This window comes from Streptomyces sp. PA03-1a (assembly GCF_033792805.1).
Lineage (GTDB): Bacteria > Actinomycetota > Actinomycetes > Streptomycetales > Streptomycetaceae > Actinacidiphila.
In genome coordinates this window covers 1-20,493 of the sequence record NZ_JARAVO010000091.1, presented here as the reverse complement: position 1 = coordinate 20,493, position 20,493 = coordinate 1, and the positions used below count along the sequence as shown (strand labels likewise).

Below are 20,493 nucleotides of genomic sequence, written 5' to 3'. Positions count from 1 at the left end.
TTTCACCTGTCGGTCAGAGGACAAGTCACCTTTGCGCCATGACGCATGAGCGGCAAAGACGCCCAAAAGGCGTTCCTGCCGCCGCCCGGGGCGGGACGTCCGGGCGCGTCCGGGCGTGTCCGCCCGCGCACGCGGTGTCGCGATGTGACGTGTTCGGCAGGACACTTGGGGACGGGCGGCTACCGAGGGGGCCATGGGTGACGAAGCAGACGCCGCGACGGCAGACGCAACTGAGCACGTCCGACCGGGCCGAGGTGTTACGGCTGCTGGAACGCGCCGTCGCCGGTGAGCCGCAGGGCGGGCGCTCCGGCGAGGCGGAGGAGGCGCTGCGGCAGGCCCGGGCGGCGGTCGACGAGATAGCGGCCGCGGCGGCGGACGAGTACGGGGTGTACACCGCCGCGCTGGCGGCGGAACGCTCGGGCCGCCGGTCGTCGCTGGTCACCCCCGCGCTGGTGACCGCGGTCGCCGCCGTCGCGGCATGCGTGGCGGACCTCGGCTGGGGCACGCCGACCTCCACCGCGCTGGGCGTCGGCGGCGTGGTGGCGGTCACCGGCGCTGCGGTGACGGCCGCGCTGGCGACGGGCGGTGGCGGCACCCGGCCGCAGGACCTGCGGCAGGTCTGGCTGGAGGCCGTGGAACAGCGCGGTGTACGGCCGTTCCTGGAACGCCGGCGCGCCGCGCCGGCCCCCGCGAAGGTGCCGGCGCAGCGCCGCACCGACCGCAGCGCCGCCGCGCGGGGGCGCAGCGTCCTGGAGCAGTCCTTCGCCCAGCTTCCCGCCACCGAGGGGCCGTTCGCCGGCCGCCGGGACCCGCTGCGGCAGATCGCCCAGTGGGTGCACCAGGCGCGGGTCTCCCCGGCCTCGGAGCCCGTCGTGGTCGTCCTGCACGGCCAGGCCGGTTCCGGGCGCACCACGCTCGCCGTGCGCGCCGCCCAGCAGCTCAAGGACCAGTTCCGCGGCGCCTGCGTCGTCGACCTGCGCGGCGCCGCGCCCGGGGAGCGCCCGCTGCCCGTACGGGACGCGCTGCTGCACCTGCTCAACCGGCTCGGGGCGCCCCGCGAGCAACTCCTGTTCCGCGAGCGCACCTCCCAGGAACAGCATCTGCGGCGCCTGGCCGACCAGTACCAGAAGCACCTCACCGACGTGCCGGTCGTCATCGTCCTCGACGACGCCGCCGGACCCGAGCAGATCCGCGCCCTGGTCCCGGAGCGCTCCGACAGCCTCGTCCTGGTCACGTCGGCCGAACCGCTCTCCCTCGACGTACCGGCGGCCCGCGTCTACGCCCTGCCGGTCGACCCGCTCGGGGCTGAGGCGTCACGGGAGCTGCTGGCCGGCCTGTCGTCCGGCGCCCTCACGACGGCGGACGGCGCCGGTGCCGCCGACGCCGTACGGCGGCTGTGCGGCGGGCTGCCGCTGGCGCTGCGCATCGCGGGCAGTTCGCTGCCCGACCGGGGCGCGGAGCGGCTGGCCGCCGACCTGGCGGCGTACGGCCCGGTGGGCCCGGTCGACCGGGCGCTGGCGCTGCGTTACCACGACCAGCCCGAGCCGGCCCGCCGGCTGCTGCGGCGGCTGGCGCTCGCCGGGCGGACGAGCCTCGGCGCGGCGGCCGCCGCGGCCCTGCTGGGGGCGGAGGAGCAGGAGGCGGCCCGGCGGCTGGGCGAACTGGCCTCGGCCGGTCTCATCGAGCACGTGCGCGGCAGCCGCTACCGGCTGCACGACCTCGTACGGCGCTTCGCGCACGCGCGCCTGCTGGACGAGGAGGACCCGGCCGAGCGGGCGGCCGCCCAGGAGCGCCTGATCCGCAGCTACGCCGAGCTGGCGGACGCGGTCATCCGGCTCGTCGACGGCCGGACCTCGACCCGCGCCGACCGTTTCGGGCCGCAGGGCTTCCCCTCCCTGGACCAGGCGCTGCGCTGGCTGGACGAGGAGTCGAGCTTCATCACCGCGGCGCTGCGGCACTCCGACGGAGTCGACCAGCGGGTGGTGCAGCACCTGCTCGGCGCGCTGTGCGACTACTGCCTGCTCCGCGGCGACCTGTACCGGCTGGGCGAGATCAGCGAACTGGCCCAGGCGCACCAGCGGGAGGCCGACCAGTCGGTGCTGGTCCGCTCGGTGCAGTGGCGCACCGGCATCGCCGCGCGGCAGCTCGGCGAGCTGGACAAGGCCCGCTCCACGCTGTCGTCGGTGGTCGACCTGTACTTCGAGGCGCAACACCCGGCGGGCGCCGCCCGCGCCCTGTGCAGCCTGGGCATCACGCTGCACCAGCAGGGCGGCCTGCGCGAGGCGGAGGCCAAGTTGCGGGAGGCCCTGGAACTGCAGGCCGGCGACGAGCTGCGGGCCGACCGGGCCTGGACGCAGCACGCGCTGGCCGCGGTGCTGCGCGACGCCGGCCGGCTGGCGGAGGCGCACGGACTGCTGGCCGAGTCGCTGGCGCTGCACCGGGAGAGCGAGAGCGTGCACGGCGAGGCCTGGGCCCACCTGCAGCTGGGGCAGCTGCTGCTGCGGCTCGGCGACGCCGGGCGCGGCGAGACCGAGCTGCGTACCGCGGGCGAGTGCTACGCCGCGACCCGCGACCCCCGCGGTGAGGCCTGGACCGTCACCCAGCTCGGCCGTGCCCGCCTGCTGCGCGGGGACGCAGGCGCCGCCCAGCACCTGCTGGGCGACGCCCTGGCCCGCCACCGCGCGAACGAGGACGCCCGCGGCGAGGCGTGGTCGCTGTACTACCTCGGCCAGGCGCTGGAGGAGGGCGGCGAACTGGACGCGGCCCTGCGGGCCCTGGAGCGCTCCCGCACCATGTTCAGCCGGATGCGGGACGTCTACGGGCTGGCCTGCGCCCGCCACCACTCCGGCCGGGTCACTCGTGACCAGCGGGCGGCGCTCACCGGCAACCTGCGCAACAGCGGTTTCGCCCGCCAGCTCCTGCAGGACGCCCGCGCCGACTTCCACCGCGTGGGGGTGCCGCACGGCGAGGGCTGGTCCTGTGTGGAGCTCGCCGTCGTCGACGCCGGCAACGGGCGGGTCCCTGCGGCCCTGGAGCTGGTGCGGGAGGCGGAGCGGCTCTTCGCCGGCCTGGACGACAGGCGCGGCCTGGCGTGGGCGCGCTTCCTGCAGTGCACGCTGCTGCCGCTGCTCTCGCGCGAGGGCGCCGCCGAGGCCCGCGGGCGGCTCGCCCGGCTGACGGACGACCCGTACGAGGGCCGCGACCTGGACCTGCAGGAGTACGCGGAGGCCTACGCCCTGCTGCTGGAGCGCGGCGTGGAGCCGGGCACGCCGTGGGAGGCCTGGCGGCTGGGCATGGTGCCGTCGCGGGGCGCCCGCATGGTGATGGCCGTGCCGGTGGACCGGGCGGTGGAGGGCTGAGGGCCCGGCCCAGCGTGTCACCCGCTCCGGGACGTCCCACGGGCGACAATCGCGACGGGGACCGACCGCGAGAGGACGAACCATGGACCGGCTGCCCGCTGCGCTCCAGCCCATCCGCGACCGGGAGCAGGCGCTGCCGCGCGAGGCCAGCATCTACCACGAGAGTCCGGTGCGGCACACGATCACCTTCGCCTGGCAGGCGCCGGAGGGCGTCGACGACGGCCTCGCCGTGATCATCTCCAGCGGGGCGCTCCCCGTACCGGCCGTCGGCGGGCACGTCGCCGTGCACGACCACGACGTGCGGGTGGTCGCGGTGCGGACCTCGTACACCCGCTCCGACGACGAGGGCGTCCCGCTGCTCTTCACACGGGTCACCGTCGCCGCGCCGGAGTGAGCGAGCCGCGACACCCCCTCCCGTGCCGGGAGGGGGTGTCCGGCGTGCCTCAGCCCTTGCTGCCGGGGCCCTCGGCGCCGGAGGCGGCGGAGGCGGCCGAGGCCTTGGCCGGCTCCGCGGCCTGCCCGGCCTGCTCCGGCTGCTCCTCGAAGTCGATCTTCTTGAACTGCTTGTTCATGTTCTTCATCAGCCACCACAGGGAGAGGCCGATGAGGGCGAAGATGACGAAGCCGAGGAGGCCGGGCGTCACCTTGTTCTCGTCCAGGTCCTTGACGGCGAGGGGGACGAGCTGGGCTGCGGCCGTGCCGAATGTCGCGTTCACGCGCTCAATTCTCCCGGATGCCCGCGAAGAGGTCGTCCTCGGGGAGGGAGGTGTCCACCCGGGACTTCGCGAGCTCGTAGTCCTCGGTGGGCCAGATCTCCTTCTGGAGCTCCATCGGGACGTGGAACCAGGCGCCGTCGGGGTCGATCTGGGTGGCGTGGGCGAGCAGCGCCTTGTCACGGATCTCGAAGAAGTCCGCGCACGGCACGTGCGTGGTGATGTTGCGTTCCGGCCGGTCGGCGGTCTGCCAGCGCTCCAGCCACTCCCCGTACGGGGACTCCAGGCCGCGGGCGAGCAGGGCCTCGTGCAGGGCGACGGTGCGCTGCCGGTTGAAGCCCTGGTTGTAGTAGAGCTTCAGCGGCGTCCACGGCTCGCCGGCCTCGGGGTAGCGCTCGGGGTCGCCCGCGGCGTCGAAGGCGACCATCGAGATCTTGTGGGTCATGATGTGGTCGGGGTGCGGGTAGCCGCCGTTCTCGTCGTACGTGGTGATCACGTGCGGGCGGAACTCGCGGATGAGCTTCACCAGGGTGCCCGCGGCCTCGTCCACGTCCTGGAGGGCGAAGCAGCCCTCGGGCAGCGGGGGCAGCGGATCGCCCTCGGGGAGCCCGGAGTCGACGTAGCCGAGCCAGGACTGCTGGACGCCGAGGATCTCGCGCGCCTCGTCCATCTCCTTGGCGCGGACCTCGTGGATGTGCTCCTCGATGTACGTGTCGCCCTGCAGTTTGGGGTTGAGCACGGAACCGCGCTCGCCACCGGTGCAGGTGGCGACCAGGACGTCGACGCCCTCGGAGACGTACCTGGCCATGGTGGCCGCGCCCTTGCTGGACTCGTCGTCGGGGTGTGCGTGCACGGCCATCAGTCGCAGCTGCTCGGTCAAGGTCGGATCCTCAGTCATGGGTCGTAAGTAGCGGCTTCTATAGTGACCGAAGCGAGGGGCTGTTTGATTCCAAGGCGGGATTCCCCGGGCCCCGGGAGGACTGAACGATGAGCGCGGTGCGCGACGGACTGCCCCAGGGACGGTACGGGCGGGAGGCCGAGGCCGACGCGCGTGCGGACCGCAGGCTGCGGCTCGTCGGCTCGGTGCTCGGTGTGGTGCTGCTGCTGTTCGTCGGCTGGATCGGCTGGGACAAGCTCACCGGCACCGAGGTCAGCGCCGAACTGATCAAGTTCCAGGTCGTCTCCGACCAGGAGGTCCAGGTCCACATCGAGGTGCGCAAGGACACAGGGGTCACGGCGGTGTGCACCCTGCGTTCGCTCGCCGAGGACCACGGCGAAGTCGGCCGCAAGGACGTTCGCCTCAATCAGCACACCGGTCGCATCGACACCGTCGTCACCATTCGCACCACCAGTCGCGGCACTACCGCGGAACTGGTCGGCTGCGAGCCCGCCCGATGATCCGACCTGCCCGGTCATTCGCCCCCTGACCTGCGTTTATCGCTTCTTGATGATTTCCCTCTCGCCGATTGTCGGGGGGAATTGTTACGCTCGTGGTTTCGCCCTCCCGCGAAGACGCATCTTTTTGGGTAGGGCGTTCATTTGTAAGCAAGCGAGTTCGAGTACGACGAGGAGCACCTGTGACCCAGACCAGCGAGAACGTCACCTGGCTGACCCAGGAGGCGTACGACCAGCTCAAGGCAGAGCTGGAGCACCTGTCGGGTCCCGCACGCACCGAGATCGTCGCCAAGATCGAGGAAGCCCGTCAGGAAGGCGATCTCAAGGAGAACGCCGGTTACCACGCGGCGCGTGAGGACCAGGGCAAGCTGGAGCTCCGGATCCGCCAGCTGACGCAGCTCCTGCAGCACGCCAAGGTGGGCGAGGCACCGGCGGACAACGGCGTGGTCGCGCCCGGCATGGTCGTGACGATCGCCTTCGACGGCGACCCCGACGACACCCTGACGTTCCTGCTCGGCTCGCGTGAGTACGTCTCCTCCGACCTGGAGACCTACTCGCCGCAGTCGCCGCTCGGCTCGGGCGTGAACGGCAAGAAGATCGGCGAGGACGCGACGTACGAGCTCCCGAACGGCAAGAAGGCCTCGGTGAGGATCATCGAGGCCAAGCCGCACAGCGGCTGACGCCGCCCCCCATACGCGGACGAGCCCCCGGCCGGAAGGCCGGGGGCTCGTCGTGTGCCGCGGGCGTGCGCCCGCGGGCCGGGGTCAGGCGGTCGCCGAGCGGTACTTGCGCACCGCGAGGGTGCGGAAGACCAGGATGATGACGATCGACCACAGCACCGAGGCGAGCACCGGGTGCTGCATCGGCCAGACGTCCGGGGTCTGGTAGTTCGGCGGCAGGTTGCCGAACAGCTCCCGGCAGGCGAGCACGGTGGCGCTGAACGGGTTCCACTCGGCGATGTGCCGCAGCCAGGGGGTCATCTGGTTGGAGTCCACGAAGGCGTTCGAGATGAACGTCAGCGGGAACAGCCAGATCAGACCGCCGGAGGTGGCCGCCTCCGGGGTACGGACGGACAGGCCGATCAGGGCGCCGATCCAGGAGAAGGCGTAACCGAGCAGGAGCAGCAGGCCGAACGCCGCGAGCGCCTTGGGCAGGCCCTCGTGGACGCGCCAGCCGACGAGCACGGCCACGATGGCGAGCACCACGACGGTCAGGGCGGTCTGCACCAGGTCCGCCAGGGTGCGGCCGGTGAGCACCGCACCGCGGGCCATGGGCAGCGACCGGAAGCGGTCGATGAGGCCCTTGTGCATGTCGTCCGCGATGCCCGCGCCGGCGCCCGCGGTGGCGAAGGTCACGGTCTGGGCGAAGATGCCGGCCATCAGGAACTCGCGGTAGAGCGCGGGGCTGGTGGAGCCGCCGACGTTCATGGAGCCGCCGAAGACGTAGCTGAACAGCACCACGAACATGATCGGCTGCACGAGACCGAAGATCACGACCTCGGGGATGCGCAGCATGCGGATCAGGTTGCGCCGGGCGACCACCAGCGAGTCGCGGACGGACTGCACGATCGGGTTGGAGGTGCGCGGCGCGCTGGTGGGGACCGCGTCGGTCACCGTGGTCACTGGGACTCCTCTTCCTTCTCCTCGGCGGCGTGGCCGGTGAGGGACATGAACACGTCGTCGAGCGTGGGCCGGCGCAGACCGATGTCGTCGATCTCGATGCCGCGGGTGTCGAGCTCACGGATGACCTCGGCGAGCAGCTTGGCGCCGCCCGTGACCGGCACGGTGATCCGCCGGGTGTGGTTGTCCACGGCGGTCTCGCCCTTGCCGAAGCCGTTCAGCACCTCGGTGGCGGTCACCAGGTGCTCGCGGTCGTGGACGACGACCTCGACGCGCTCGCCGCCGGTCCGCGCCTTGAGCTCGTCGGAGGTGCCGCGGGCGATGACCTTGCCGTGGTCGATCACGCAGATGTCGTGGGCGAGGTGATCGGCCTCCTCCAGGTACTGCGTGGTGAGCAGCAGTGTGGTGCCGCCGGCGACCAGGTCCTGGATGACCTCCCACAGCGCGAGGCGGTTGCGGGGGTCGAGGCCGGTGGTCGGCTCGTCCATGAACATCACCGGCGGCCTGACGACCAGCGCGGCCGCCAGGTCGAGCCGGCGCCGCATGCCGCCGGAGTAGGTCTTGGCCGTACGGTCGGCCGCCTCGGCGAGGTTGAAGCGCTCGAGCAGCTCCGCCGCACGGGCCTTCGCGTCCCGGGCGCTCATCTGGTAGAGCTGGCCGACCATCTGCAGGTTCTCGCGGCCGGTGAGGTACTCGTCGACCGCCGCGAACTGACCGGACAGGCCGATCTGCCGGCGCACCTCGTTGGGGTGCTTCAGCACGTCTATGCCGGCCACGACGGCCTTGCCGCTGTCGGGCTGCAGCAGGGTGGTCAGGACGCGTACGGCGGTCGTCTTCCCGGCCCCGTTGGGGCCGAGGAGGCCCAGGACGGTCCCCTCAGGGACGTCGAGGTCCACTCCGTCCAGTGCCCGTACGTCACCGAAGGTCTTCACCAGACCTTCGGCATGGATGGCGCCTGGCATGCGATGTCTCCGATTCGGGGCTTGGGGTGCATGGGGACTGTGCGGGCACGCGGCCGCACGGCAGCGCACCACGATGTGTCGCGAGCATCCCAGACGCGATATATCGCGTCAAGCGGATTTATCCGTGCTCCGCCCGCACGCGCCGTCCCGCGCCCACGACACCCTGACTCCACCATGCCGTACACCACTGACAATCCAGAGCGAACGGCCTCAGAGCAGCACGTACCCGGCTGTCCGCAGGGCCGCCGCCACGGCGGCCCGGTGCTCGGGGCCGCGGGTCTCCAGCTGCAGCTCGACCTCCGCCTCGGTCAGCCCCAACCGAGGATCCGTGCGCACGTGCGCGATGTCCAGCACGTTTGCGTCACTCGCCGAAAGGATCTCCAGCAGCGCCGCCAGCGCTCCCGGCCGGTCCGTGAGCCGCAGCCGGAAGGACATGTAGCGCCCGGCGGCCGCCATGCCGTGCCGCAGGGTGCGCTCCATCAGCAGCGGGTCGACGTTGCCGCCGGACAGCACGGCGACGACCGGCCCGTCGAAGGCCTCCGGCCGCGACAGCAGGGCCGCCACCGGACTCGCCCCGGCCGGCTCGACCACCAGCTTCGCCCGCTCCAGGCACAGCAGCAGCGCGCTGGACAGCTCGTCCTCGGTGACCGTGCACACCTCGTCCACCAGGTCCCGGACGATGGCGAACGGCACCTCCCCCGGGCAGCCCACCTTGATCCCGTCCGCCATGGTCGCCACCGCGTCCAGCGCCACCGGCCGCCCCGCCGCCAGCGACGGCGGATAGGCGGCCGCGCCCGCCGCCTGCACGCCGACGACCCGCACCTCGGGACGCACCGCCTTCACCGCCACGGCCACGCCGGCCGCGAGCCCGCCGCCGCCCATCCCCACGACGATCGTGCGCACCTCCGGGCACTGGTCGAGGATCTCCAGGCCCACCGTGCCCTGCCCGGCGACGATGTCCGCGTGGTCGAAGGGATGGATGAAGACCGCGCCCGTCTCCTGCGCGTACTCCTGGGCGGCGCGCAGCGTCTCGTCCACCACGAGCCCGTGCAACCGCACCTCCGCCCCGTAGTCGCGGGTCGCCGCGACCTTCGGCAGCGGGGCGCCGGACGGCATGAAGACGGTGGAGCGCACCCCGAGCAGCGACGCGGCCAGTGCCACGCCCTGCGCGTGGTTGCCGGCGCTCGCCGCGACCACGCCCGCCGCGCGCTCCTCCGGCCGCAGACCCGCGATCCTCACGTAGGCGCCGCGCACCTTGAAGGAGCCCGTGCGCTGCAGGTTCTCGCACTTCAGGTGCACCGGGGCGGCCACCAGACGGGACAGGTACCGGCTGCCCTCCATGGGGGTCACGCGGGCCACACCCGACAGCATCTTGTGCGCGCCGCGCACATCGTCGATGGTGACCGGAGACGGCCGTGCGGCCACCACCGCGCGACTGGTGCGACGTGCCGGACGTGCGGGGCTTTCCATGGTCCCCAGTCTTGCAGCAGCGGCCACCGCCCGGACGGATGGAGCAGTTTTCCGCGGCGGGGTCCCGGGGTGACGCTCTCCGCGTACTCTTCTCCCAACCTTCGCAGGACCGACAGAACGCGAGCTTCCGGCCATGCCCATTCCCCCCTCGGAGATCACGACCGACCTCCTGGAGCGCCTGCAGCACGAGGTGGCGCTCTTCGCCCGCCGCGCGGAACAGACGCGCCTCGGTGGCGTCGGCAAGGCCCGCAACTCCATGGACCGGGCCGCGTACCTGCTGCTCCACCGCCTCGACAACGAAGGCCCGATGGGCGTGAAGGCGCTCGCGGAGGGCATGGGCATCGACTCCTCCACCGTCACGCGCCAGGTCGCCCCGCTCGTGGACAGCGGACTGGTCAAGCGCACCTCCCACCCCGAGGACGGGCGGGCGGTCGTGCTCGCCCTCTCCCCCCGCGGACGTTCCCGCCTGGAGGAGGTCCGCAGCTCGCGGCAGCAGCTCATGGCGGTCGTGACGGAGGACTGGACGCCGCAGGAGCGCGAGTCCTTCACCGACCTCCTCGGCCGGTTCAACGGCGCGCTCGCGCAGTACCACTCCTCCGTCACGCAAGGAGACGAGCAGAACTCTTGACCTGAGGACGCCGTCTGCCGTCCCATGTCGCTGTGGGAGAGCGCCGGGAGGCAGCGGAGCGCCTGCGCGAGGCCGAGTTCGAGGCGTTCGCGGCGGGCGCGGCAGGGCGGTTGCTGCACGTCGCCGTCCTGCTCACGGGGGACCGGGCGGAAGGGACCGAACTGCTGTGCGCCGCCCTGTCGCGCAGCTACGCCGACTGGTTCCGGATGCGCGGCGAGGACCCGTACGCCTGCACCCGCGCCGAGATCGTCCGCCGCTTCGCCCACCGGCCCTGGTGGCGCCGCCCGCGCGGCGGGGTGCTCGGGCCGCTCGACGTGCGGGAGCGGCTGGTGATCGTGCTGCGGCTGTACGAGGGCATCGCCGAGGAACAGGCCGCCGCGCAGCTCGGCATGCCGTCGGAACGGGTGCGGGCGATCACCCTGCGGGCCACCGCGGCCCTGCGCAGCCGACCCGCCCGCGGTGGGGCGGCGCCCCGGGTGCGGGAGGTCGCGTCGTGAGCCCGTACGACCGCAAGCAGGACGAGGTCCGCCGGCTGCTCGACGGGCCTCACCCCGCGGTGCCGGTGGACCTCGCCCCGCGCGCCGCCGAGCGCGGCCGCCGCGTCCTGGCCCGCCGCCGCGTGCTGCACGCCGTCCTGTGGACGCTGCTCGTCGTGGCGGTCGTCGTCGCGCTCGTCCTCGCGGTGCTGTGGTGGCCGGCGGCGGAGCCGCTCGACACGACGCCCGGCAACTGGTGACCGGCTCCGCCGGATGGCCGGGGGTGCCCCTCGCGGCCGGTTGTTGTGTGCGGGTTGTTTGCGCCTGCGGCGGGCATCCCCCAACCGCAACCACAACGGCGCCGCACCCGGCAACGGGGCGCTACGCGCCCAACGCCTGGCGGAGGTCTTCGAGGAGGTCGTCGACGGACTCGATGCCCACCGAGAGCCGCACCAGGTCCGCCGGGACCTCCAGCGCGGAGCCCGCGACCGAGGCGTGCGTCATCCGGCCCGGGTGCTCGATGAGGGACTCGACGCCGCCCAGGGACTCGCCCAGCGTGAACAGCCGCGCCCGGTTGCACACCTCGACGGCCGCCTCCTCGCCGCCCGCGACGCGGAAGGACACCATCCCGCCGAACCGCTTCATCTGCTTGGCCGCGACGTCGTGCCCCGCGTGCTCGGGCAGCCCGGGGTAGAAGACCTGGGTGACCTTCGGGTGCAGCGAGAGCAGTTCCGCGACCCGGGCCGCGTTCTCGCTGTGCCGGTCCATGCGCACCGCGAGCGTCTTGATGCCCCGCATCACCAGCCACGCGTCGAAGGGGCCGGCCACGGCGCCCATCGCGTTCTGGTGGTAGGCCAGTTCCTCGCCGAGCCCGGCGTCGGCCGCGACCAGGGCGCCGCCGACCACGTCCGAGTGCCCGCCCATGTACTTGGTGGTGGAGTGCACGACCACGTCGGCGCCGAGCGCCAGCGGCTGCTGCAGGTAGGGGCTGGCGAAGGTGTTGTCGACGACGAGCCGGGCGTCCGCGCCGCGCGCGATGTCCGCCAGCGCCGCGATGTCGGTGATCCCTAGCAGCGGGTTGCTGGGCGTCTCCACCCAGATCACCTTGGTCTCGGGCCGGAGCGCGGCCCGGACCGCCGCCGGGTCGGAGGTGTCGGCGACCGACCACTGCACGCCCCAGCGCTCGACGACCTTGGCGAAGAGCCGGAAGGTGCCGCCGTACGCGTCGTTGGGGATGACCACGTGGTCGCCGGGCTTCAGGACCGTGCGCAGCAGGCAGTCCTCGGCGGCCAGGCCGGACGCGAACGCCAGGCCGCGGCGGCCGCCTTCGAGCGCCGCGAGGTTCTCCTCCAGCGCGGTGCGCGTGGGGTTGGCGGACCGGCTGTACTCGTAGCCGCCGCGCAGGCCCCCGACCCCGTCCTGCTTGTACGTGGAGACCTGGTAGATCGGCGTGACCACGGCCCCGGTCTGGGCGTCGGCCGGCTGACCCGCGTGGATCGCGAGGGTCTCGAAGTTCTGGTGCTGCTGCTCGCTCATACCGCCGAGCGTAGTGCGAGCCGCGGGCCGGGACGTGCCGGCCGGGCCCGCGTAGGCTTGCTCATCATGGAATTCCTGTGGGTGCTGTACGGCGTTCTGCTGATCTCGGCGATCGTGCTGGTGCCCCGCATGCTGCGCGGCCGCGGCGTGCGGGCCGTGGCCGCGGTCGATCCCGCCCGGTACGGCTTCGTGCCCCGGGAGGAGATCGACATCCGGCTGCCGGGTCCGGACGACGAGCTGACGCAGGCACTGACCGTGACCCAGCGCACCCAGGACTGGCGCGCGGTCGCCGCCCTCCTCAAGGGCACCCCGGCCGCGGGCGAGCTGCGCTGGCAGCGGGTCCAGACCCTGGCCGGCGCCGCGGCGGTCGAGCTGACGCAGACCCCCGGCACGGGCGCGGCGTGGCTGCGCACCTGGCGGGTCGAGGACCCGAAGGACGCCGGCGGGGCGGCCGTCCACGCGGCGTTCCTGGTGCAGCGGGCCCGGCGTGAGCCGGCCGGGTCCCCGGACGTGCCGATGATCCTGGAGGAGGCCCGCACGGTCGCCGACGAGGCCGCGCTGCTCGCGCCGGGGGACCCCGTCCCGTACGTCGTCGCGCTCGCCGCGGACGCGGACTTCGCCACGGTCTGGGAGAAGGTCGCCTCCCGCGCCCCGCACCACATGGGCGCCCACCTGGCCGCCCTCGCCCGCCTCCCGGAGGACGCCGCACGCGACTTCGCCGAGCGGGCCGCCTCCTCCGCGCCCGAGGGCAGCCTGCTGCCGGCCCTGCCGCTCTTCGAGGTCTTCGCGCACCTGCCGGACGTCATCCTCGTCCGCAGCTTCTACGAGAGCGACGTCGTCTCCCGTGCCATCGGCGGCGCGCTCTACGCCACCGAGCACGCCTCCCCCTCCGACCCGGTGCTGCCCGTGGTGCGGCACCTGCTGGCGGCCTTCCTGCTGCGCGCGGAGCGCTTCCACGAGGCGGTCGAGCAGTTCCGCGCCGTCGACGGCTACGCGGGCGCGGCCCCCTGGGCCTACGAGGCCGACCCGGCCGCGGCGTACGCCGCCGGCCGGGCGCAGGCGCTCGCGGGGCTGGAGTGGAACTCCGAGCGCGGGCGCACCCGTTGACGCCGCGCCTGCCCTCCCGTGAGGAGGCGATACCGGGCCGCCCCGCCCCGCTCCACACGGTGCCCGACCGCCACACCGTGCTCGGCAGGCCCCTCACCGGCCCCTACCCGGCCGACCTGGAGGTCGCCGACTTCGCGCTGGGCTGCTTCTGGGGCGCCGAGCGCGTCTTCTGGCGGACGCCCGGCGTGTGGACGACGCTCGTCGGCTATGCGGGCGGGTACACGGAGAACCCGACGTACGAGGAGGTCTGCAGCGGCCTCACCGGCCACGCCGAGGTCGTGCGGGTCGTCTTCGACCCGGCGCTGATCTCGTACGGGGAGCTGCTGAAGGTGTTCTGGGAGGCTCACGACCCCACCCAGGGCCACCGCCAGGGCAACGACGTCGGCACCCAGTACCGCTCCGCGGTGTACACCCACTCCCCCGGGCAGCTCGCGACGGCCCTCGCCTCCCGCGAGGCCTACCAGTCCGCCCTGCGCGCCAAGGGGCACGGCACCATCACCACGGCGGTCGTCCCCGCGGGCCCCTTCCACGCCGCCGAGCCGTACCACCAGCAGTACCTGGACAAGAACCCCGGCGGCTACTGCGGCATCGAGGGGACGGGGGTCTCCTGCCCGGTCGGCATCGCGAAGGCCGGTGGCTGAGCCCCTCCCGCCGGTCCCGGCCGGGAAATTCGATTGCCTGCGCCCTGCCGGTACGCGCTAATACGGCGCATGGCCGATATCCAGGGCACGTACGACGACCTGTTCACCGCGGTGCCGGGCGCGCTGGCCGGATTGCTGGACGACGGGGACGCGGGGGGCTCCGTCGCGGTCTTCGTGGACGGCGAGCCGGTGGTGGACGTCTGGGGCGGGTTCGCCGACGCGGACGGCACGGTCCCGTGGCAGCGGGACACGATCACCAACGTCTGGTCCGTCACCAAGACGATGACGGCACTGTGCGCGCTGGTCCTGGCCGACCGCGGCGCGCTCGATCCGGACGCGCCGGTCGCCCGGTACTGGCCGGAGTTCGCCGCGGCGGGCAAGGAGAAGGTGCTGGTCCGGCACCTGCTCGCGCACACCGCGGGCCTGCCCGACTGGGACGGGCCGATCGACGGGCTCTACGACTGGCCGTCCGCCACCGCGCGTCTGGCGGCGCTGGCCCCGCAGTGGGAACCGGGCAGCGCGGCCGGGTACCACTCGCTCACCCAGGGGTACCTCGTGGGCGAGGTCGTACGCCGGGTCACCGGCCGGAGCGTGGGCGGTTTCTTCGCGCAGGAGGTGGCCGGACCGCTGGGCGCCGACTTCCACATCGGACTGCCCGCCGAGCACGACCCCCGAGTGGCGCCCGCCGTCCCGCCGCCGTCCCGGGACGAGGACTACGCCGCGAGCGCGCCCGGCGGCGGCGCGTCGCCCGGCTCCGGCACCGCCGTGCGGCTCCGTGACGGGAACGGCGTGGCGTGGCGTCGCGCGCAGATCCCGGCGGCGAGCGGCTTCGGCAACGCCCGCTCGGTCGCCCTCGTGCAGTCGGTGCTGGCCTGCGGCGGAACGGTGCGCGGGGTGCGGCTGCTGTCGCCGGCGGGCTGCGACCGTGCGCGGGAGGAGCAGTTCAGCGGAGAGGACCGCCGCCTGGGCATGCCGGTCCGCTGGGGGCTGGGCTACGGGCTGTTCGGCAACAGCTTCGGGTGGGGCGGTTGGGGCGGCTCGCTCGTGATGATCGACCCCGAGGCCCGTATGACGGTGGCGTACGTGCCCAACCAGATGCGCGAACCCGCGGACGACACCCGTGGCATGGAACTCGTCATGGCCGCCTACGACGGGGTCCAGGGGCTGCGGGCCTGAGCGCCCGCCCCGCCGTCGTCAGGCGGACGGCGCCGGGCCGCTGCTCGCACGCACGGTGAGTTCGGGGCCGAGGAGGCGGACCTCCTCCGTCGGGCTGCCGCCCAGCTTGGCGATGACGAGTTCGACCGCGTGCCGGCCCATCTGCTGCGCGGGGATGGCGACCGAGGTGAGCTGGGGGGCGGCCTGCGTGGCCACCTGGTCGGGGCAGACGGCGACGACGGAGACGTCCTCGGGCACGGCGCGGCCCTGCTGGCGCAGGAGCGCGAGGAGGGGGGCGATGGCGGACTCGTTCTGGACGACGAGCGCGGTGGTGTCCGGCCGTTCCTCGAAGATGCGGGAGAGGGTGCCCGCGGTGGACTCGTAACTGCCCTCGCAGGGACGGTGGATGAGCCGGAGCCCGCGTGCGGCGGCGCGGGAGCGCAGGCCCTGCAGGGTGCGCTCGGCGAAGCCCGTGTGGCGCCGGTAGACCGCCGCGGCCTCGCCGACGACGGCGACGGAGCGGTGGCCGAGGTCGGCGAGGTGGTCGGCGCAGAGCGCGCCGGTGGCGGCGAAGTCGAGGTCGACGCAGGTGAGTCCGGCGGTGTCGGCGGGCAGGCCGATGAGCACGCCGGGCCGGTTCCCGGCGCGCAGCAGCGGGATGCGCTCGTCCTCCAGCTCGACGTCCATGAGGATCATCGCGTCCGCGAGTCCGCTGGCCGCGACCCGCCGGACCGCGGTGGGGCCCTCCTCGCCGGTGAGCAGGAGTACGTCGTGGCCGTGCTGACGGGCCGTAGTGGCGACGGCTATCGCGATCTCCATCATGACGGGGACGTACATGTCCGTACGGAGCGGCACCATCAGGGCGATGATGTTCGAGCGGCTGCTGGCCAGCGCCCGCGCGCCCGCGTGCGGGTGGTAGCCGAGTTCCTGGATGCTCCGCTCGACCCGCCGGCGCGTGCCCTCGGAGATCGACCGCTTGCCGCTCAGGACGTACGAGACGGTGCTGGCGGAGACCCCGGCGTGGCGGGCTACCTCAGCGAGTGTGGCCATGTCGTTCTCCGTCCCCCCGGGAAGTGTCGAAACCTTTCGAAGCGCTTCGACTCAGACGCTACCGGTGACCTCACATCCCTGTCCAGACAGGTGTCGAAGCGCTTCGACACCATCGGTGGCCGGATCCGGCAATCCGTTCACGAAGTGACTCTTGAGATGTCCGCGACAGACGGTACATACTGCGTCGGCAAGGCGGGGGCTTCGCCGGGGGGAACGCCGTGGGGGAACATCGCGTGCGCGCGCCCGGGGACGAGCGCTCCCGCGTGTCATGACGCAGACACAAGGGGATACGTTGCACCGACGATGGAAGAAGGCGCGCGCGGCAGCGCTCGCCACGGGGGTCGCGGCGGCACTGACCGCCGGCGCCGTCGCACCGGCCTCGGCGGCCGGGCCGGCGGCCACGGGGCCGGCCGGCTCCGCGTCCGCCACGGCGGTCAAGGACCGCGTGTGGATCACGCTGATCACCGGCGACCGGGTCGCCGTGGACTCGCAGGGCAGGCCCGTCGCCCTGAAACGCGCCAAGGGGCGCGAGGACGTACCTGTGCAGATACGCCGGCAGCACGGGCACGTCTACGTCGTCCCGCAGGACGCGGTGCAGCTGATCGCGAAGGGCCGGGTCGACCGCCGGCTCTTCGACGTGACCACGCTGAGCCGGGCCGAGTACCGCAGGGCGGCCCAGCGCCGCGGCCTCGGACTGATCGTCACCTACCGGGGCAGCCGCCCCGAGGCGCGGGCCGAACTGCACCGGGCCGAGGGCGCCGAGGTGACCCACACCTTCGCGGCGCTCGGCGGCGAGTCCGTCACCGCGCCCGAGGACGCCGCGGCCGGCGTCTGGACGGCGCTGACCGACGACGCGCCGGGCTCCCCGTACGCCACCGCCGAGTCCGGCCTGCGCACGGTCTGGCTGAACGCGATCCAGAAGGCCGCGGCCGAACCGAGCTGGAACACCCGGCAGATCCACGCGCCGGAGGCCTGGGACGCGGGATACGACGGAACCGGCGTCACGATCGCGGTGCTGGACACCGGCGTCGACAAGAGCCACCCGGACCTGACCAGCCGGGTCGTCGCCGAGAAGAACTTCTCCACCGCCGACAACCTGCTCGACCACTTCGGCCACGGCACCCACGTCGCCTCCATCGCCGCCGGCACCGGCGAGAAGTCGGCCGGTGCCTACAAGGGCGTGGCGTCGGGCGCGCGGATCATCAGCGGCAAGGTGCTGGACGACGACGGCTTCGGGGACGACGCCGGGATCATCGCGGGCCTGGAGTGGGCCGCCGACTCCGGGGCCAAGGTGGCCAACCTGAGCCTCGGCGGGGGCGACACCCCGGGGGTCGACCCGATCGAGGAGACGGTCAACCGCCTGTCCGCGGACACCGGCACGCTGTTCGTCATCGCCGCGGGCAACGAGGGCGACGGCGCCTCGACCGTCGGCTCCCCCGGCAGCGCGGACGCCGCGCTGACCGTCGGCGCGGTCGACGAGGACTCCAAGCTCGCCGGCTTCTCCTCGCGCGGCCCGCGCGTGGGCGACGGCGCGGTCAAGCCCGACGTCACCGCCCCCGGCGTGGACATCACCGCGGCCGCGGCCAAGGGCAGCGTCATCGACACCGACCCCGAGGTCCCGCACACCGCGGACGGGAACTACCTGACCATCTCCGGTACTTCGATGGCCACCCCGCACGTGGCGGGCGCCGCGGCGATCCTCGCCCAGGAGCACCCGGACTGGACGGGCCGGCAGATCAAGGCCGCGCTCACCGGCTCCACGACGGACGGCGGCTACACCGCCTTCCAGCAGGGTTCCGGCCAGATCGACCTGGCCCGGGCGATCCACCAGGAGGTGGTCGCCGACCCGGTCTCGCTGGGCTTCGGCGTCGCCCGGTGGCCGCACACCGACGACGTGAAGCAGTCCAGGACGATCACCTACCGCAACTCCGGTGACTTTGACGTCACCTTGGACCTGTCGGTCACCGGCAAGGACCCCGACGGCACCGCGGCGCCGGCCGGGTTCTTCACCCTCGACAAGCAGCAGGTGACCGTGCCGGCCGACGGTACCGCGGAGGCGACGCTGACCGCCGACACCACCCTCGGCACCGCCGACGGCGCCTACAGCGCGGCCGTGGTCGCGCGCGACGGCACGCGGTCGGTGCGCACCGCCGCGGGCGTGGTGCGCGAGGCCGAGTCGTACGACCTGCGGATCACCAACCTGGACCGCGACGGACGGCCGGCGGCGGCCTACGACACGCTCGTCGTCGGACTGGACGGCGACGCGTTCGAGGAGGTCACCAACGACAGCGGCAGCACGGCGCTGCGCCTGCCCAAGGGCAGCTACGCCGTGGACAGCCTCATCGTGAAGCTCGCGGCCGACGGCAGGACGTTCAAGAGCGCGAACTGGGTGAGCCGCCCGCTGGTCGAGCTCAGCAGGGACACCGAGGTGACGCTCGACGCGAGCAAGGCCAAGCCGTTCGCGTTCACGCTGCCGGACCGGGCCGCACGGCAGTCGGACCTGATGGTCGGCTACAACCTGAACCACGGCGCCGCCGGCACCGGCCTCAGCTTCAACACCGGCACGCTGCGGGACTTCCGCACCGCGCACTCCGGTCCCGCGCTGACCGCCGCCGAGTACCAGGCGACCGTCGCCGGCCTGTTCGAGCACGGCTCGAAGGTCTACACGGTGGCGTACGGCCGCACGAAGTCGTTCTACACGGGCTACACCAAGGCCGTGCGGAGCACCGACCTGGCGAAGATCACCACCACCGGCGGCTCCTCGCTGAAGCGCAAGCTCGGCGCGGTCTTCACCACCCCGTTCGTGAACGCGGCCATGGTGACGCCGAGCGGCTTCCTCACCGGGCTGCCGTTCACCAGGACCGTGTACGTCAACGGCTCCGGCGTCACCTGGGCCCAGGACTTCCTGCAGACCGACTCCTCCGGCGAGGTCCCCGAGGGCTACTACGAGGCCCCGGCCCGGTCCTTCACCAAGGGCAGGAGCTACAGCCGCAGCTTCAACGTCGGCGTCTTCGGTCCGAAGCTGGACAAGTACTCCGGCATCGTGCGCTCCGGTGACGAGATCTGGGGCACCGTCGGCCTGTTCACCGACGGCCAGGGCCACAGCGGCTTCGCGTCGTACGACAAGGCCACCACGACCCTCTACCGCAACGGGACGAAGGTCGGGAGCCACGACGGCGCGCTCGACGACGGCGCCTCCTTCACCGTCGACGGCGGCAAGGCCCGCTACCGGCTGACCACCTCGGTGACCCGCGCCACGACCGCGGCGGTCAGCACCCGCGTCACCGCGTCCTGGACGTTCTCCTCCCAGCACGTCGGCGGCGACGTCCCGGCCACGCAGCCGGTCTCCGTGGTGCGCTTCACCCCGTCCCTGTCCGCCACGAGCACCTCCAAGGCGAAGGCCACGGTCAAGGTGCCGGTGACGGTCCAGGGTGCGGCCGCGGGCCGCACCCTGAAGTCGCTGAAGGTGTACGTCTCCACCGACGGCGGGGCGCACTGGTCGAAGCTGACGGTCAAGGGCGGCAAGGTGACGCTGAAGAACCCCAAGGCGGGCAAGGGCGTCTCCTTCAAGGCCCTGGTCAGCGACAAGAAGGGCAACACCCTGTCCCAGGTGATCTACAACGCGTACCTCGCGAAGTAGCACGGACAGACGGGTATCGGGGCGGCCCGCCCGGAACGAGGTCTCCGTTCCGGGCGGGCCGCCCGCCTGCGCACGCTGCCGGCCGCCGCTCGGTGCGACCGACCGGCTCCCCACGCCCCGGACGGGCGGGATAGGAAGCGGACCATGAATGCCACGCTCGGTGCGATGATCACCGCCGTCGTCGGAGTGCTCGGCACCCTGTTCGCGCCCGTGCTCGCCCAGCGGGGCACCGACCGGCGCCGCCTGGCGGAGGCCGCCGAGGCGGAACGGCTGCGCCGGTTCGAGGAACGGCGGGCGGCGTACACGGCGGTGAACCGGGCCTCGCGGCAGTTCCACACGCTGCTGAAGGACGCCCTGCACCGGATCAGGGACGGCGTCTACTCCGCCGAGGAGCGGGACCGGGTCGAGGAGTCCCGCCGGGAGTACCGGGACCGGTACGCCGAGGCGCAGATGATCGTCCCGGAGCGCGTCCTGGAGGCTTCGCGGGACGTCAACCGCGTCCTGGCGGCGGCGGACGCCGCGGCCAAGCGGCTCGACCGCGGCCTCGCCCGGGACGGCGAGAGCCCGCAGGGCGCGCTGGAGGACCTGAAGGAGGCCGAACCGCTGCTGCGGACGCTGCAGCGGTTGATGCGCGAGGACTTGGGCGTCACGGACTGAAACACCGCTCGGCCCCCGGCGACGCGCCGGGGGCCGAGCGGTGTTTCAGTCCGTGACGCCCAAGTCCTCGCGCATCAACCGCTGC

At 73.1% G+C, this 20,493-nt stretch carries 19 protein-coding genes; 12 read left to right on the top strand and 7 right to left on the bottom strand.

What is annotated here, in order from left to right:
• Window positions 1-197 precede the first annotated feature (197 nt).
• On the top strand, window positions 198-3,359 hold the full coding sequence (locus PV341_RS21335; RefSeq protein ID WP_500326755.1) for an AAA family ATPase: 3,162 nt from the start codon (window positions 198-200) through the stop codon (window positions 3,357-3,359).
• A gap of 82 nt (window positions 3,360-3,441) precedes the next feature.
• The gene (locus tag PV341_RS21330; protein WP_500326753.1) at window positions 3,442-3,753 is read left to right on the top strand and encodes a hypothetical protein; all 312 of its coding nucleotides are present in this window, start codon (window positions 3,442-3,444) and stop codon (window positions 3,751-3,753) included.
• A 49-nt stretch (window positions 3,754-3,802) separates the two neighbouring features.
• On the opposite strand, the gene PV341_RS21325 is transcribed toward PV341_RS21330, so the two are convergent.
• Both PV341_RS21325 and mca read right to left on the bottom strand, forming a co-directional pair.
• Entirely contained in the window at window positions 3,803-4,075 is a 273-nt protein-coding gene (locus PV341_RS21325) for a hypothetical protein (protein WP_500358715.1), read from the bottom strand.
• Between the two features lie 4 nt (window positions 4,076-4,079).
• Window positions 4,080-4,952: a mycothiol conjugate amidase Mca gene (mca, locus tag PV341_RS21320; RefSeq protein WP_500326843.1), complete on the bottom strand. Its 873-nt coding sequence runs from the start codon at window positions 4,950-4,952 to the stop codon at window positions 4,080-4,082.
• A 107-nt stretch (window positions 4,953-5,059) separates the two neighbouring features.
• Between mca and PV341_RS21315 the strand changes: the two genes are divergently transcribed.
• The gene (locus PV341_RS21315; protein WP_500326749.1) at window positions 5,060-5,470 is read left to right on the top strand and encodes a DUF4307 domain-containing protein; all 411 of its coding nucleotides are present in this window, start codon (window positions 5,060-5,062) and stop codon (window positions 5,468-5,470) included.
• A gap of 179 nt (window positions 5,471-5,649) precedes the next feature.
• Complete coding sequence (greA, locus tag PV341_RS21310) at window positions 5,650-6,147, top strand: transcription elongation factor GreA (RefSeq protein WP_499513667.1); 498 nt, start codon at window positions 5,650-5,652, stop codon at window positions 6,145-6,147.
• 84 nt (window positions 6,148-6,231) lie between these two features.
• On the opposite strand, the gene PV341_RS21305 is transcribed toward greA, so the two are convergent.
• The 3 genes from PV341_RS21305 to ilvA form a co-directional block, all read right to left on the bottom strand.
• Complete coding sequence (locus tag PV341_RS21305) at window positions 6,232-7,089, bottom strand: ABC transporter permease (protein ID WP_500326747.1); 858 nt, start codon at window positions 7,087-7,089, stop codon at window positions 6,232-6,234.
• The gene (locus PV341_RS21300) at window positions 7,086-8,048 is read right to left on the bottom strand and encodes a DrrA family ABC transporter ATP-binding protein (RefSeq protein ID WP_499513665.1); all 963 of its coding nucleotides are present in this window, start codon (window positions 8,046-8,048) and stop codon (window positions 7,086-7,088) included. The genes PV341_RS21305 and PV341_RS21300 overlap by 4 nt, the downstream gene beginning before the upstream one ends.
• 210 nt (window positions 8,049-8,258) lie before the next feature.
• Window positions 8,259-9,419 (bottom strand): threonine ammonia-lyase, encoded by a 1,161-nt coding sequence (gene ilvA / locus PV341_RS21295; protein WP_500326841.1) that lies wholly within the window; start codon window positions 9,417-9,419, stop codon window positions 8,259-8,261.
• 232 nt (window positions 9,420-9,651) lie between these two features.
• On the opposite strand from ilvA, the gene PV341_RS21290 reads away from it, so the two are divergent.
• From PV341_RS21290 to PV341_RS21280, 3 genes are read left to right on the top strand one after another with little or no spacing between them, the layout of a single operon-like run.
• On the top strand, window positions 9,652-10,146 hold the full coding sequence (locus tag PV341_RS21290) for a MarR family winged helix-turn-helix transcriptional regulator (RefSeq protein ID WP_500326745.1): 495 nt from the start codon (window positions 9,652-9,654) through the stop codon (window positions 10,144-10,146).
• Window positions 10,147-10,178: 32 nt separating this feature from the next.
• Window positions 10,179-10,643 carry a sigma factor-like helix-turn-helix DNA-binding protein gene (locus PV341_RS21285; RefSeq protein ID WP_500326743.1) on the top strand — a complete coding sequence of 155 codons (465 nt, stop codon included), beginning with the start codon at window positions 10,179-10,181 and terminating at the stop codon, window positions 10,641-10,643.
• Window positions 10,640-10,882 (top strand): hypothetical protein, encoded by a 243-nt coding sequence (locus PV341_RS21280; RefSeq protein ID WP_500326741.1) that lies wholly within the window; start codon window positions 10,640-10,642, stop codon window positions 10,880-10,882. The genes PV341_RS21285 and PV341_RS21280 overlap by 4 nt, the downstream gene beginning before the upstream one ends.
• A gap of 121 nt (window positions 10,883-11,003) precedes the next feature.
• Here PV341_RS21280 and PV341_RS21275 read toward each other — a convergent pair whose 3' ends face one another.
• The gene (locus PV341_RS21275; RefSeq protein ID WP_450388435.1) at window positions 11,004-12,158 is read right to left on the bottom strand and encodes a cystathionine gamma-synthase; all 1,155 of its coding nucleotides are present in this window, start codon (window positions 12,156-12,158) and stop codon (window positions 11,004-11,006) included.
• A 66-nt stretch (window positions 12,159-12,224) separates the two neighbouring features.
• Here PV341_RS21275 and PV341_RS21270 point away from each other — a divergent pair, with 66 nt between their 5' ends.
• The 3 genes from PV341_RS21270 to PV341_RS21260 all read left to right on the top strand — a co-directional run bounded on the left by PV341_RS21270 (window position 12,225) and on the right by PV341_RS21260 (window position 15,082).
• Window positions 12,225-13,265, top strand: a complete 1,041-nt coding sequence (locus PV341_RS21270; protein ID WP_500326739.1) for a hypothetical protein — start codon at window positions 12,225-12,227, stop codon at window positions 13,263-13,265.
• Complete coding sequence (gene msrA / locus PV341_RS21265) at window positions 13,262-13,906, top strand: peptide-methionine (S)-S-oxide reductase MsrA (RefSeq protein ID WP_500326737.1); 645 nt, start codon at window positions 13,262-13,264, stop codon at window positions 13,904-13,906. The genes PV341_RS21270 and msrA overlap by 4 nt, the downstream gene beginning before the upstream one ends.
• A 69-nt stretch (window positions 13,907-13,975) precedes the next feature.
• Window positions 13,976-15,082 (top strand): serine hydrolase domain-containing protein, encoded by a 1,107-nt coding sequence (locus tag PV341_RS21260; protein ID WP_500326735.1) that lies wholly within the window; start codon window positions 13,976-13,978, stop codon window positions 15,080-15,082.
• An 18-nt stretch (window positions 15,083-15,100) separates the two neighbouring features.
• Here the strand turns inward: PV341_RS21260 and PV341_RS21255 are convergent, their stop codons facing one another.
• A complete protein-coding gene (locus PV341_RS21255) occupies window positions 15,101-16,111 on the bottom strand; it encodes a LacI family DNA-binding transcriptional regulator (protein WP_499513658.1) in 1,011 nt (336 codons plus the stop codon).
• A 292-nt stretch (window positions 16,112-16,403) separates the two neighbouring features.
• On the opposite strand from PV341_RS21255, the gene PV341_RS21250 reads away from it, so the two are divergent.
• Both PV341_RS21250 and PV341_RS21245 read left to right on the top strand, forming a co-directional pair.
• On the top strand, window positions 16,404-19,751 hold the full coding sequence (locus PV341_RS21250; protein WP_500358714.1) for a S8 family peptidase: 3,348 nt from the start codon (window positions 16,404-16,406) through the stop codon (window positions 19,749-19,751).
• A 144-nt stretch (window positions 19,752-19,895) separates the two neighbouring features.
• Window positions 19,896-20,408 carry a hypothetical protein gene (locus PV341_RS21245; protein WP_500326731.1) on the top strand — a complete coding sequence of 171 codons (513 nt, stop codon included), beginning with the start codon at window positions 19,896-19,898 and terminating at the stop codon, window positions 20,406-20,408.
• Window positions 20,409-20,493 lie beyond the last annotated feature (85 nt).